Origin of the sequence: Pseudomonas paraeruginosa PA7 (assembly GCF_000017205.1) — a bacterium.
Taxonomy (GTDB): domain Bacteria; phylum Pseudomonadota; class Gammaproteobacteria; order Pseudomonadales; family Pseudomonadaceae; genus Pseudomonas; species Pseudomonas paraeruginosa.
In genome coordinates this window covers 972,104-985,896 of record NC_009656.1, presented here as the reverse complement: position 1 = coordinate 985,896, position 13,793 = coordinate 972,104, and the positions used below count along the sequence as shown (strand labels likewise).

Below are 13,793 nucleotides of genomic sequence, written 5' to 3'. Positions count from 1 at the left end.
AGAAAAGTACCAGCGATCCGGGAAAAGCAGGAAACCTCGATTCACTGCCGTACAGGCAACCCCAAAATCGCGAACGCTGTCGCTGCAACGGTCCCGGCTGACCCTTAGGACGCTATTCGCAGAGGCGTTTGCTGCTGGCGTTCCGACGGGGCCGCGCCTGGTCCCGCCGGCGTTCAGCTCGCCGATTCCGCCTGCACGTCGCCGAACATTCCCTGCAGGCGCTGCAGGCAGGTATCGCGCAGGGCGCGCAGCTCGTCGAGGCGGATGCCGGCCAGGCACTCCGCGCCGTCCAGCGGATCGACGCGACGCAGCGCCAGTTCCAGCTCGCCGGCGCGACCGGCCAGGGCGCTGGCGCCGACGGTGGCGGCACTGCCCTTGATGGTGTGCAGGGTCGCCGCGCAGCCCTGGATATCTCCCTCGCCCAACTGGCGTTCGAGCTGGCCGAGGAGTTCCTGCATGTCCGGCACGAAGCGTCGCAGCACCTGGACGATCAGCTCGAGGCTGCCGCCGAAGCGGCCGACGATGTCGCCACGCGCCTCGACCAGTTCGGTCGTCTCCGCCGCCGGCGCCGGCACCGCAGCCGTGTCGACGGACCGGCCGAGATGACCGAGCAGGCAGAGCACCAGACGCTCCTTGTCGATGGGCTTGGCCACATGATCGTCCATCCCCGCCGCCAGGCAGGCCTCGCGGTCGGACAGCGAGGCGTTGGCGGTCATGGCCAGGATCGGCAGCCCGGCGAAGCGGCCGTCGGCGCGGATCCGCCGGGTCGCCTCGAGGCCGTCGATATCCGGCATCTGCATGTCCATCAGCACCGCGTCGAACGGCACGCCGGCCTCCAGCACCTGCTGCACGCCCGCCAGCCCGCCATCGGCGAGGGATACCCGGGCGCCCTCGCTGCTCAACAGCTCGGCGGCGACCTGACGGTTCAGCGCGTTGTCCTCCACCACCAGCAGGCGTACGCCCCGCAGGCGTTGCGGGCGCTCCTGCGGGCGCGGCGGCGGATTGGCCGGGGCGCCCTGTTCGCCGTGCAGCGCGTGCAGCACCGAGTCGGCCAGTTGCTTGGGGGTGACCGGCTTGGTCAGGAAGTCGACGAAGGGCGGCGCGCTGTGGTCGCGGGCGTCGGCGAGCACCTCGCGGCCATAGGCGGTGATCATGATCACCATCGGGGGCGGCAGGTCGCCCTGCAACTGGCGGATCAGTTGCGCCGCGCTCAGGCCGTCGAGGTCGGGCATGCGCCAGTCCATCAGTACCACGTCGTAACGACGACCCTCGGCCATCGCCGCCTGTACCCGCGCCACCGCCTCGCTGCCGCTGCCGACACAGTCGGCGCGCCAGCCGAGGGCTCCCACCGTGCGCTCGAGCAGCTCGCCGGCGATCAGGTTATCGTCGGCCACCAGCAGCCGCAGAGGTTCGCCGACTCCAGGGCAGGCCGCGCGCAGCGGTTCGCCGCGAGCCACGTCGAGGTCCAGGTCGAACCAGAACCGGCTGCCGCTTCCCGGCGAGCTTTCCACCTGCAACCGGCCGCCCATCAGGTCGACCAGGCGCTTGCAGATGAACAGGCCGAGGCCGGTGCCGCCGAAACGCCGCGAGGTGGACGCCTCGGCCTGGGTGAACCCTTCGAAGATACGCTGCTGCTGCTCGGCACTGATGCCGATGCCGGTATCCGCCACCAGGACGCGCAGGCCTACCCGATGCGCGTCGTGCGCCAGCCGCCGCAGGCTGACCAGCACATGACCGTGGGCGGTGAACTTCAGCGCGTTGCCGGCCAGGTTGATGAGGATCTGCTGCAGCCGCAGGCGGTCGCCGACCACCGCGCTGGGGAGTTCGGGATCGATGTCGAAGATCACCTCCACGTCCTTGTCGCCCTGGTTGCCGGAGAGCACCACGGCGAGGTCCTGCATCAGCGGCTCCAGCTCGAACGGGTGCATTTCCAGGAGCAGCTTGCCGGCCTCGATCTTCGAGTAGTCGAGGATGTCGTTGAGCAGGCCGAGCAATGAGGTCGCCGCCGAGCTGGCCTTGTCCAGGTAATCGCGCTGGCGTTCGTTGAGGTCGGTCTGCCGGGCCAGCTGCAACATGCCCAGCACGGCGTTCATCGGCGTGCGGATCTCGTGGCTCATGTTGGCCAGGAACGAAGACTTCGCCGCGCTGGCGGCGTCCGCCTGCTCCTTGGCCTCGCGCAGGCGCGCCTGCAACTGCTGGTCGCTGGTGATATCGATGTTGATCCCGGTGACCTGCAGCGGCGTGCCGTCGGCGTCGCGCTCGACCTGGGCGCCGGCCTGGATGAAGCGGATGCCGCCGTCGGGCAGCAGCACGCGGAAGATCACGTCGTAGTTGCCGCGCCCTTCCACCGCCGCGCGCAGGCTGGCCTCGGTGCGCTCGAGGTCTTCCGGATGCAGGCGGCTGCGCCAGTGCTCGTAGACCAGCCCGCCTTCGCGCAGCGCCAGCGGCTGGCCATACAGTTCGCACATGCGCTCGTTCCACTGCAGGCTGTCGTCGGCCAGGGTCCAGCGCCAGATGCCCAGGCGCGCCACGTCGGCGGCCATCTGCAGCTGGTCGCGCGCCGCGGCCATCTCGCGCTCGGCGTTGCGCCACTCGGTGACGTCGACGGCGATACCCAGGTAGCCGTTGATCGCCCCGGCCTCGTCGCGCAGGACGGTGACCGAGAGGGTCACGCTCAGTGGCGAACCGTCCTTGCGCAGGTACGTCCATTCGCGGGTCTCGGCGCCTTCCCGCTCCGCGCGCGCCACCAGCACGCGGAAACCCTGCTCGCCCAGTTCGCGGCCACGGGCGAGCAGTTCCCGCTCGCTGTGCAGGAGAGTCGGCGAGACCTTGCCGACCACTTCCTCGGCGCGGTAGCCGAGCATCCGCTCGGCACCGAGGTTGAAACCGCTGATGATGCCGTCGCGGTCGAGGGTGATGATCGAAACCTCGGAGGCCGCCTGCAGCACGCTGCCGAGCAGCACGTTGAGCCGGCGCAGTTCGGCGGTACGCTCGGCGACCTGGTGTTCCAGACCGGCGTTGAGTTCGCGGATGCGCGCCTCGGCGGCCTTCTTCGCGGAAATGTCGCGCACCGTCTTCGACGCGCCGACCACCCTGCCTTCCCCATCGAGGATCGGCGAGACGGTCACCGCCACGTCGAGCAGGTGGCCGTCCTGGTGCCGGCGCACGGTGTCGAAGCTGACCACCTGTTCGTTGCGGGCGATGCGGGCGAGGATGTCGAGTTCCTCGCTCTCCTTCGATGGCGGCACCAGCAGGTCCACCACCCGCCGCCCGACCGCCTCCTCCTCGCGGTAGCCGAACAATGCCTCGGCGCCGCGATTCCAGTCGGTGATGGTGCCGTCGAGCGCGGCGCCGATGATGCCGTCCGCCGAATTGCCGACGATCGCCGCCAGCCGCGCCTGGGTCGCCGCCTCGCGCCGCCGGCGCTGGCGGCCGAGGGCTCCGGCGTTGACCAGCGCCGCCAGCAGCAGGCTGACCAGGCCGCCGGCCAGGAACAGGATACGCGGGGACGGCTGGTGCAGGCGCTGGACGAACAACGGCAGGGCGCTGAACTGCATCTGCCAGTGGCGGCCGTATATCTCCCGCTGCAACTCCTGGCCGAACAGGCGCTGGCCCGGGGCCGCGGCGCCGTTGACGAAGAACGGCACGGCGGCGCCATCGCCGGTGACGTCGCTGAGCTCCAGGTGGATCGCGGCGTTGTCGATGGGCAGCCCGGCCAGCACCTCGCTGGTCAGCAGCGGCGCGTAGCTCCAGCCGAAGCCTTCGAGTTCGCGCTGGGCGCCGGCGGGCGGGGTGGTGCCGCTACGGTAGATCGGCATCAGGATGAGGAACGACTGCTGGCGCAGGCCGCTGGCCTGGACCAGGGTGATCGGCCCGGTCAGGCGCACCTGCCCGCTTTCCAGGGCGGCGCGGGCGGCCTCGCGACGATTGGTTTCCGAGGCGATGTCCAGGCCCAGAGCCTGGTCGTTGCGCGCCAGCGGCTCGATGTACTGGATGACGTAGCGCTCGCCATCGTGCGGAGTCAGTTGCTGGATACGAAACTCCGGCTGGCCATCGGCCCGCGCCTGGCCCAGGAACCCGGCCTCGTCGGCGGCCGCCACCCGGCGGATGAAACCGAAGCCGCGGGCGCCGGGAAACTCGCGGTCGATGTCGCGGGTCAGGCTGTAGCGACGGAACAGCTCGCGGTCGATGTGCGCCTCGCCGGCGGTCAGCAATGCCCCGCGCACGCCACGCAGGCCATACTGGTAAAGCTCGATGCGCCGCGTCACCGCCTCGGCCACCAGTTCAGCCTCACGCTCCAGCGCCGCCCGCGCCTGCTGCTGGTTGACCAGCGCCAGGCCCCAGGCGCCCAGCCCGGACAGCAGCAGGCCGAGCAGCAGCGTCGCGCCGGCCCAGCGGCTCAATTTGAACTTGCTCTGTCGTACGTTCACCCGGTTCGTCCATCCCTGCCAGTGCAGCGCCGGTCAGCCCTGCGGTCCCTGCGCCTTGGTTCCAGAAGACTAGATCAAGCAGGCGGATTCCACCGCCGAGTGATCCGGGCCAGTGAATGGGCTCTTACAACGAGGTCGTTTTCAACGCCCCTGCGTAGCGCAGCGCGGTGAACAGCGCCAGCAGCAGGCCGGCCAGCGCCAGCGCGGCGCCGACGTAGCCGATCGCGGCCAGCCCCAGGCGTTCGCTGACCACGCTGCCGAGCAGGGCGCCGGCACCGATGCCGACGTTGTACAGGCCGGAAAACAGCGCCATGGCCACGTCGGTGGCGTCCGAGGCCAGGCGCAGCACACGGGACTGCTGGGCCAGGCCGAAACACATGATCGACATGCCCCAGAGCACGCTGAGCGCCATCAGCCAGGTCGGCTGCGCGGAAAACGGCAGCAGAAGCGCCAGGCTGGTGCCCAGGGCTAGGATCGCGGCGAGCAGGAAACCGCGCGGGAAGGCCTCGCTGTAGCGGCTGAAGAGGAGCGAGCCGAAGATCCCGGCGCCGCCGAACAGCAACAGCAGCAGGGTGGTGGCTTCGCCGCCCATCTGCGCCACCTGCCTGGCGAAGGGCTCGATGTAGCTGTAGGCGGTGAACTGGGCGCTGATCACCACCACGGTCAGGATGTACAGGCAGACCAGCGCGGGTCGCCGGAACAGCATCGGCAGGCTGCGCAGGGAGCCGGAGTTCTGGCTCGGCAGCGGCGGCAGGGAGCGCACCAGGTAGAGCAGGGTCAGCACCGAGAGCCCGGCGATGGCCATGAAGGTGGTGCGCCAGCCCAGCGCCTCGCCGACCACCCGCCCCAGCGGGATGCCGAGGACCATCGCCAGGGTGGTGCCGGTAGCCAGCAGGCCGAGCGCCTTGGCCTGCTGGCCGGGCGGCGCCACGCGCACCGCCAGCGAGGCGGTGATGGCCCAGAACACCGCATGGGCGAAGGCGATGCCGATCCGGCTGAGCATCAGCACCGGGAAGTTCCAGGCCAGCCCGGACAGCACATGGCTGGCGATGAACAGCAGGAACACCCCGACCAGCAGCTTGCGCCGCTCGATATTGCGGGTCAGCAGCATCATCGGCAAGGAAGCCAGCGACACCACCCAGGCGTAGATGGTCAGCATCAGGCCGACCTGCGAGGTGGGCATGTCGAAGCTGTGCCCGATGTCGCTGAGCAGACCGACCGGGACGAACTCGGTGGTATTGAAGATGAAGGCGGCCAGGGCCAGGGCGATCACGCTCAGCCAGCTGCCGCTGCGGGTTTCGGAGGTGCTGTGCATGGGGTATTCGGTTCCGGAGCAGGGGACGGACGGGCAGGCCCCGCGCCCAGGTCGCGCACGACGGAAACCGCCCCGGACGGAGGAGTCCGGGGCGGCGTTGCGCGTTGGGTAGTCGTTGTAGGTATAGGGGGGAGCTGCCGAATGTCCCGATTCTACGCCGGGAAGCCGCTCGCTGCACGCACGCCCGGCGTCCCGGACCGATAGGACGGCTCCGGCAGCATCAGGCAGGCCATCGTCTCGCCCCAGGGCGCCAGGCCCTGCTCGACGAAGCCGGCGTCCCGATAAAGCTGGCGGGCCACATCGTTGTCGACGGCGTAGGCGACCATCAGCCGGTCGCTGCGCCGCCTCGTCCGGCGCACGCTGGCGATGATCCGTTGCAGGGCGGCGCGGCCGTGCCCCTTGCCCTGGTGGCGACGATCGATCATCAGGCGATAGAGCCAATAGTGGCCGTCGTCGGCGTCGGGACCGTAGAGGGCGAAGCCGACCATGCGCCCGCCGTGGTGGATGCCGACCGCGCGGAACCCCGGCAGGAAGCGGCTCTGGGCCAGCGAATAGAGGTTGGAAGCGACGAAGTGCGCCTGGTGGCGGGCGACCTTCAGGTCAATGCAGGTTTCCCAGTCGTCGCGGGTGATGGTTCTGAGTTCGATCATGGATGACAGGCTCTTGGAAAAAGGAGGAAAGAAAGTCGCTACGTACGCTGCTGGACTGTTCATACGTCATGGTTCGTTCCTCCCTTCGACTGGCCGAGCATCCGGCGGAAGCGCAACGATATCAGGAGAAGGGCAGATTATCCCGGCCGATGGCGGACTTTTTCGCCCGCGGTCGACGACAGGATTATCCCGCGGCCAGGCCATCGACAGATAAATTCGAGATTTTCCTTGTCAGATCAGTCAGGTTCTCGCTATTACGTTCAATCATGACCCCTGGAGCCAAGCCCCAGCGCACGGTTGCCTCGTCGCCCCACTCCGACGGCTGATCGCCCTCTCTCCCGGCACGCAACCCGCCCGGCGCTCCCTTACCCGGACGCGGCGGCGCCCACCGCCCCCGCCTCCCCTGCATGGAATCGCACATGTCCCATCGTCCTGTGATCAATGCCTCGGTCAGCCCCAAAGGCACCCTGGAAACCCTCTCCCAACGCGAAGTGCAGCAACTCAGCGAAACCGCCAACGGCAAGACCTACCAACTGTTCCGCCAGTGCGCCCTGGCGATCCTCAACACCGGCGCCCACAGCGACAACGCCAAGACCATCCTCGACGCCTACAAGGACTTCGAGGTGCGCATCCACCAGCAGGACCGTGGCGTGCGCCTGGAACTGATCAACGCGCCGGCCGATGCCTTCGTCGATGGCGAGATGATCGCCAGTACCCGCGAGATGCTCTTCAGCGCCCTGCGCGACATCGTCTACACGCAGAGCGGGCTGGACAGCCAGCACGTCGACCTGGACAGTTCCCAGGGCCTCACCGACTACGTCTTCCAGCTGCTGCGCAACGCCCGTACCCTGCGCCCCGGCGTCGAGCCTAAGATCGTCGTCTGCTGGGGCGGCCACTCGATCAGCAGCGAGGAGTACAAGTACACCAAGAAGGTCGGCCACGAGCTCGGCCTGCGCAGCCTGGACGTCTGCACCGGCTGCGGGCCGGGAGTGATGAAAGGGCCGATGAAGGGCGCCACCATCAGCCACGCCAAGCAGCGCATCGTCGGTGGCCGCTACCTGGGCCTGACCGAGCCAGGGATCATCGCCGCCGAGGCGCCGAACCCGATCGTCAACGAGCTGGTGATCCTGCCGGACATCGAGAAGCGCCTGGAAGCCTTCGTCCGCGTAGGACATGGCATCATCATCTTCCCCGGCGGCGCCGGCACCGCGGAGGAATTCCTCTACCTGCTGGGCATTCTCATGCATCCGGACAACCAGGAGGTGCCCTTCCCGGTCATCCTCACCGGCCCGCGCAGCGCCGAGGCCTACCTGCAGCAGCTCCACGAGTTCGTCGGCGCCACCCTCGGCAACGCGGCGCAGCGCCACTACCGGATCATCGTCGACGACCCGGCCGAGGTGGCCAAGCAGATGGCCCAGGGTCTGAAGGAGGTCAAGCAGTTCCGCCGCGAGCGCAACGACGCCTTCCACTTCAACTGGCTGCTGAAGATCGACGAAAGCTTCCAGCGCCCGTTCGAGCCGACCCACGAGAACATGGCCAGCCTCCAGCTCAGCCGCAGCCTGCCTCCGCATGAACTGGCGGCCAACCTGCGGCGGGCGTTCTCCGGGATCGTCGCCGGCAACGTCAAGGACAACGGCATCCGCATGATCGAACAGTACGGGCCCTACGAGATCCACGGCGATCCGGCGGTGATGCTGCCGCTGGACCGCCTGTTGCAGGCGTTCGTCAAGCAGCACCGGATGAAGCTGCCCGGTGGCGCGGCCTATGTGCCCTGCTACCGCGTCGTGCAGACCGAGGCCGCCTGAGTCCTCCCGCGCGGCTTCCCTGCGCCCCGGCGCGGGGAGGCTTTTTTATTTGCAGCCAGCTCCCCGGCTTCCTGCTACTCTCTGCGCTCACCCCCCGAAACGCTGGCCCTGACACCATGTCCCCACGTCCTTCGCCAGCCCTCGCCGCACTACGCGACGCCACCCGTGACCTGCACGCCGAGCTGGACCGCCGTTCGCCCTTGGGCGCCGAGGATCTCGACCAGCGGGACTATCTCGAACATGCCGGGCGCATCCTGGGCTGGCTGGAACCCCTGGAACGCGCGTTTCGTGACAACCGCGGCGGCTGGCCGGCGACCCTGGGAGCCGAGGCGCGGCTGGTGAAAAGCGCCTGGCTGGAAAGCGACCTGCTGGCCGGCGGCCTGAGCCATGCCGAGGTGCAGGCGCTGCCGCGCTGCGCCGACCTGCCCGTCGCGACACGCGCCGCGCAGGCCTTCGGCGTGGCCTACGTGATGGAGGGTGCGACGCTGGGCGGCGCGTTTCTCTACAAACGACTAGCTCCCCGCCTGCCAGGTCTGCCGCTACAGTGGCTGCAAGGCTACGGCCAGGCCACCGGGCCGCGCTGGCAGGACTTTCTCGAGCAGCTCGCCCGCCAGGTCGTCAGCCCCGAATCCATTGGCCTGGCGCAGGACGCGGCACGGGCTACCTTTGTTTCGTTTCGTCGGTGGGTCATCGACGAAGCCTGATCGCCTGGGCTCCAGGCTGGACGACAGATGACGAGCATCACCCCGGTAACCCTGGCGAACTGCGAGGACGAACCCATCCACGTGCCCGGCGCGATCCAGCCGCACGGCGCGCTGCTCGCCCTGCGCGCGGATGGCATGGTGCTCGCCGCGAGCGAGAACATCCAGGCGCTGCTCGGTTTCGTCGCCGCGCCGGGCAGCTACCTGCAGGAACAGCAGGTGGGCGCCGAGGTCCTGCGCATGCTCGAGGACGGACTGCTCGGCGGCGGCCCCTGGGCGAACAGCGTGGAGACGCGGATCGGCGAGCACCTGTTCGATGTGATCGGGCACAGCTACAAGGACGTGTTCTACCTGGAGTTCGAGGTCCGCACCACGGATACCCTGTCGATCACGTCCTTCACCCTCAACGCCCAGCGCATCATCGCCCAGGTGCAGCTGCACAACGACACCGCGACCCTGCTCAGCAGCGTCACCGAGGAGCTGCGCCGGATGACCGGCTACGACCGGGTGATGGCCTACCGCTTCCGCCATGACGATTCCGGCGAGGTGGTCGCCGAAAGCCGTCGCGACGACCTGGAAAGCTACCTCGGCCAGCGTTACCCGGCCTCGGATATCCCGGCACAGGCGCGCCGCCTGTACATCCAGAACCCGATCCGGCTGATCGCCGACGTGGCCTACATCCCGATGCGCGTGCTTCCGACACTCAATCCGGAAAGCGGCGGGTCCTTCGACCTGAGCTACAGCGTGCTGCGCAGCGTTTCGCCGATCCACTGCGAGTACCTGACCAACATGGGCGTGCGCGCCTCGATGAGCATATCCATCGTGGTCGGCGGCAAGCTCTGGGGCCTGTTCTCCTGCCACCACATGTCGCCCAAGCTGATTCCCTACCCGGTGCGCATGTCGTTCCAGATCTTCTCGCAGGTCTGCAGCGCCATCGTCGACCGCCTCGAGCAGGGGCGCATCGCCGAACTGCTGCGCGTTTCCACCGAGCGCCGGCTTGCCCTGGTGCGACGCGCGCGGGACGCCGACGACCTGTTCGGCGCCCTGGCCCACCCGGACGACGGCATCGCCGGGCTGATTCCCTGCGACGGTGCGCTGGTCATGCTCGGCGGACGCACTCTGAGCATCCGCGGCGACTTCGAGCGCCAGGCCGGCAACGTCCTGCAGCGCCTGCAGCGCGACCCCGAGCAGGACATCTACCACACCGACAACTGGCCGCAACCCAGCGCCGACTCACCGGACGGCGGCGACTGCTGCGGGGTGCTGGCGATCCGTTTCCACCGCCAGGAATCCGGCTGGATCTTCTGGTTCCGCCACGAGGAGGTGCACCGTATCCGTTGGGGCGGCAAGCCGGAGAAGCTGCTGAGCATCGGTCCCTCCGGCCCGCGCCTGACCCCGCGCGGCTCGTTCGAGGCCTGGGAGGAAGTGGTCCGCGGCCACTCCACGCCGTGGAGCGAAACCGACCTGGCGATCGCCGAGAAGCTGCGCCTGGACCTGATGGAACTGTGCCTCAACCATGCGGCCGAGATCGACCGCATGCGCCAGCGCCTGATCGCGGTGCTCGGCCACGACCTGCGCAACCCGCTGCAGTCGATCTCGATGGCCGCCGCCCTGCTCTCCTCCAGCGATACCCGCACCACCGAGCTGCGCCAGCACATTTCCGCCTCCAGCAGCCGCATGGAGCGGCTGGTCAGCCAGATCCTCGACATGAGCCGCCTGCAGTCGGGCATCGGCCTCACCGTGGCGCCGGTGGACACCGACGTTTCGCAGCTGGTACGGCAGATCGTCTGCGAGACCGACGTCGCCTATCCCGGCCTGGTGATCGAAGTCGCCATCGACCCACAGGTCCGCGCCGTGGTCGACCCGGACCGCTACGCCCAGGTCGCCGCCAACCTGCTGAGCAACGCCCGGCATCACGGCCTGCCCGGACGGCCGGTACTGGTGACGCTGACCCGCCAGGGCGACGAGGTCTGCCTGAGCGTGCTCAACGAAACCAGCGGCCTGTCCAAGGCGCAGCTGGCCAACCTGTTCGAGCCGTTCAAGCGCGAATCGGCGGACAACCAGCGCAATCGCAACGGCCTGGGCATCGGCCTGTACATTTCCCAGGCCATCGCCCAGGCCCACCGGGGGCGCATCGAGGTGGACTGCCAGGACGACGTCATCAGCTTCTGCCTGCGTCTGCCGGCGAGCCGGGAGGCGGCGGGATCCTCGTCCTGACGACGAGGACCGTGCGGAATGCAACGCTTGCAGGTATCTTCGGCAGCCATCACCGTCTGACAGGATCGTTCCGCTCCATGCGCCGTCTCCGCCTCCGCACCGCCCTCGCCTGCCTCGCCGCGCTCTGCTCGGCCCCCGCACTGGCCAAGGTCGAGGTGCACTCCCTGCAGCACAAGAGCATGGGCCGGGTGCTGACGGTACGGGTCTCCGAGGAAATAGCGCCGGGCGACTACGAGACCCTGCTCAAGGGCCTGCGCAACAATCCGGGTACCTTCTCGCGCAAGCTGCTGTTGCTCGATAGCATCGGCGGCAGCGTGCCCGAGGCGATCCGCATGGGCCGCCTGCTGCGCGAGACCGGCTTCGACGCGCTGGTGCCGTCGAGCAGCGTCTGCCAGGGCACCTGCGTCTACCTGCTGGCGGCCGGCAAGCGCAAGACCGTGCGCGGCTACGTCGGCCTGCACCGTCCCTACTACGCCCACGGCGACTCGCTGCACTCGCGCTCGGCCAACGGCATGCGCTACGACTCCGCGGCCTACTTCCGCGAAATGGATGTCCCGAGCAGCCTGGTACAGGCCATGCAAAGCACCGATCCGAAGCGGATGCGCGTGCTCTCGGCGAAGGAACTGGCGCAATACCGGCTGAACTGAGCCGGCGATTCCACGGAACAGGCGAGAGAAGGCGCGCTGCCGTTCGCGACGGTGGCTGGTGCCGTTGTACCTCCGTTTGCGCGCAACGGCAGGCCGGATCCGAACCGGCCCGACTAGAAGAACTCGTCCAGCAGCCTGAAGTACGCCAGTCGTTCGCCGTCGATATCGCCGCCGTACGCCTCCAGGAAGGCCTCGGCCCAGGGCGCGCCGAGGTCGGTCTCGATGTCCCGCGCGGCCAGTGCCAGGTCCTGGTGGCGGTCGGCGACGCCGAGGCGGCCGCAATCGATGAAGCCACTGAAGCGTCGGCCCTCGGCCAGCAGGTTGGGCAGGCAGGCGTCGCCATGGGTGACTACCAGGTCCTCGACCGCCGGGCGCCGGTCGAGCAGCAGGCGGTACAGCTCCACGGCGCTGCGCCCGCGATGCTCGTCGTCGAAGTCCGTCTCCTCCACCAGCCCGGCCTCGACCCGCCGGCGCACGCTTTCCAGGCGCCGCTCGAGGCGGTGGTCGAAGGGGCAGGCGGCCGGGTCGAGGTCGTGCAGCCGGCGCAGGGCGGCGGCCACCAGACGCACCAGGCGCTCCGGCTCCAGCTCGCCGCGCTGCGCCAGCGCGGAGAGCGTGTCTCCCGCTACGGCGCTCATCAGCAACCACTGCCGACCACCACCCTGGGTTTCGTTCAGTACCTGCGGGCAGTCGATGCCGGCACCGTGCAGCCAGCGCAGGCGAGCGATCTCGTCGGGCAGTTCGGCCTGCTCGGAGAGCGCCTCGTGCTTGACGAACAGGGTCGGCCGCCGGGCCGCATCGAGACGATGGACAGCGGCCGCTGAGCAGCCTTCGCGCTGTGCCTGCCAGCGGTAGCCGGAAAGATAATCGGCCCAGGCGGCGGGCGCCTGGGGCGGTAGGGAGGCGGCTGCGTCATGCATGGAAGAGCTTTCCTTTCGAGTGGGAGCGCGAGTATACCCGCGCTCCCACTCAGCGACCGGCCGTTCCGTCGACCTGCCGCTGCCGGTAGGCGCTGGGAGTCATGCCGGCGTAGCGGACGAAGAAGCGGCTGAAATAGGCCGGGTCCTTGAAGCCCAGCTGGTAGCAGATCTCGTTCACCGACCCGCCGGTGAACAGCAGCAGGCGCTTGGACTCCTGCATCAGCCGCTCGTAGACCAGGCGCTTCGACGGCAGGTCGGCGATGCGCCGGCAGACATCGTTGAGGCGCGCCTCGGTGACACCGATCCGGCTGGCGTAGCGTGACAGCGGCCAGTGCTCGGCGTAGCGCTCCTCGATCAGCGCATTGAAGCGCTGGAAGATCTGCAGGTCTTCGTGACGCATCGGCCGGGCCGCCACCGGATTGGTCGAAAGGCGCAGCAGGCTGATCATCACCAGGCGGGTCAGCGCCAGCAGCGTCTGCTGGCGACCGGGCCGGCTGGCCATCGATTCGCTGCGCAACTGATCGAAGAGCAGCGCCAGGCGTGCGCCCTCCTCGGCCGCCGCTCCCTCCAGGCCGCCCAGGGCCACGCAGGCCGGCGCCACCTGCGGACCGGGCGCCAGGCATGGTTCGGCCTCGAGGAGGCTCCAGACCAGTTGCTGGCGCACGGTCAGCACATGACCGTCGGCGTCCGCCTCGGTGACGAAGGCATGCGGCACGGTCGGCGGGGTGAGGAAGAACATCGGCCCGGACTCCAGGTACCGCCGGTCGTCGAGGAACACCCGCACCGTGCCGCGCTTCACGTAGTGCACCTGGAAGAACCGGTCGTGGCGGTGCGCCGGCATGTTGCGGCCGAAGAAGCCGGCGAGGTTGCCGAGCGCGTCGTAGTGCACCTCGGCATCGCTGTAGCGCTGGTCGTAGACCTGCCCGATGTTGATGTTGGGGATCGGCTGGCGCTCTGGCATGGCAATCTTCTCTTGTTGTTCTTGCGGCTGCGTGCGCAAGCCGTCGCGGGCATCCGTATACCGCAGGCGGCGCCTCTTGCCACCTGGCCGGGACGAATGGCGGGGCGTTCGGGCTTGACGATCATTAACATGTTAAATATAACGTTA

The 13,793-nt window shown here is 68.7% G+C and carries 9 protein-coding genes; 4 read left to right on the top strand and 5 right to left on the bottom strand.

Annotated features, from left to right (window positions below):
• Positions 1 to 173: 173 nt before the first annotated feature.
• From PSPA7_RS04675 to PSPA7_RS04665, 3 genes are all read right to left on the bottom strand, one after another.
• A complete protein-coding gene (locus PSPA7_RS04675; RefSeq protein ID WP_012074326.1) occupies positions 174 to 4,430 on the bottom strand; it encodes a PAS domain-containing hybrid sensor histidine kinase/response regulator in 4,257 nt (1,418 codons plus the stop codon).
• Positions 4,431 to 4,554: 124 nt separating this feature from the next.
• Positions 4,555 to 5,745 carry a sugar transporter gene (locus PSPA7_RS04670; protein ID WP_003157060.1) on the bottom strand — a complete coding sequence of 397 codons (1,191 nt, stop codon included), beginning with the start codon at positions 5,743 to 5,745 and terminating at the stop codon, positions 4,555 to 4,557.
• Positions 5,746 to 5,897: 152 nt separating this feature from the next.
• Positions 5,898 to 6,395 (bottom strand): GNAT family N-acetyltransferase, encoded by a 498-nt coding sequence (locus PSPA7_RS04665; RefSeq protein ID WP_012074324.1) that lies wholly within the window; start codon positions 6,393 to 6,395, stop codon positions 5,898 to 5,900.
• Between the two features lie 419 nt (positions 6,396 to 6,814).
• On the opposite strand from PSPA7_RS04665, the gene ppnN reads away from it, so the two are divergent.
• The 4 genes from ppnN to PSPA7_RS04645 all read left to right on the top strand — a co-directional run bounded on the left by ppnN (position 6,815) and on the right by PSPA7_RS04645 (position 11,765).
• On the top strand, positions 6,815 to 8,200 hold the full coding sequence (gene ppnN, locus PSPA7_RS04660) for a nucleotide 5'-monophosphate nucleosidase PpnN (RefSeq protein ID WP_012074323.1): 1,386 nt from the start codon (positions 6,815 to 6,817) through the stop codon (positions 8,198 to 8,200).
• Between the two features lie 116 nt (positions 8,201 to 8,316).
• Complete coding sequence (locus PSPA7_RS04655) at positions 8,317 to 8,904, top strand: biliverdin-producing heme oxygenase (protein WP_012074322.1); 588 nt, start codon at positions 8,317 to 8,319, stop codon at positions 8,902 to 8,904.
• Between the two features lie 27 nt (positions 8,905 to 8,931).
• Positions 8,932 to 11,118 carry a bacteriophytochrome BphP gene (gene bphP / locus PSPA7_RS04650; RefSeq protein ID WP_012074321.1) on the top strand — a complete coding sequence of 729 codons (2,187 nt, stop codon included), beginning with the start codon at positions 8,932 to 8,934 and terminating at the stop codon, positions 11,116 to 11,118.
• A 77-nt stretch (positions 11,119 to 11,195) separates the two neighbouring features.
• Positions 11,196 to 11,765: a COG3904 family protein gene (locus PSPA7_RS04645; protein ID WP_003157057.1), complete on the top strand. Its 570-nt coding sequence runs from the start codon at positions 11,196 to 11,198 to the stop codon at positions 11,763 to 11,765.
• A 113-nt stretch (positions 11,766 to 11,878) separates the two neighbouring features.
• On the opposite strand, the gene PSPA7_RS04640 is transcribed toward PSPA7_RS04645, so the two are convergent.
• Both PSPA7_RS04640 and hpaA read right to left on the bottom strand, forming a co-directional pair.
• Positions 11,879 to 12,685, bottom strand: a complete 807-nt coding sequence (locus PSPA7_RS04640; RefSeq protein ID WP_003157056.1) for an APH(3')-II family aminoglycoside O-phosphotransferase — start codon at positions 12,683 to 12,685, stop codon at positions 11,879 to 11,881.
• Positions 12,686 to 12,734: 49 nt separating this feature from the next.
• A complete protein-coding gene (gene hpaA / locus PSPA7_RS04635; RefSeq protein WP_033998328.1) occupies positions 12,735 to 13,646 on the bottom strand; it encodes a 4-hydroxyphenylacetate catabolism regulatory protein HpaA in 912 nt (303 codons plus the stop codon).
• Between the last annotated feature and the right edge of the window lie 147 nt (positions 13,647 to 13,793).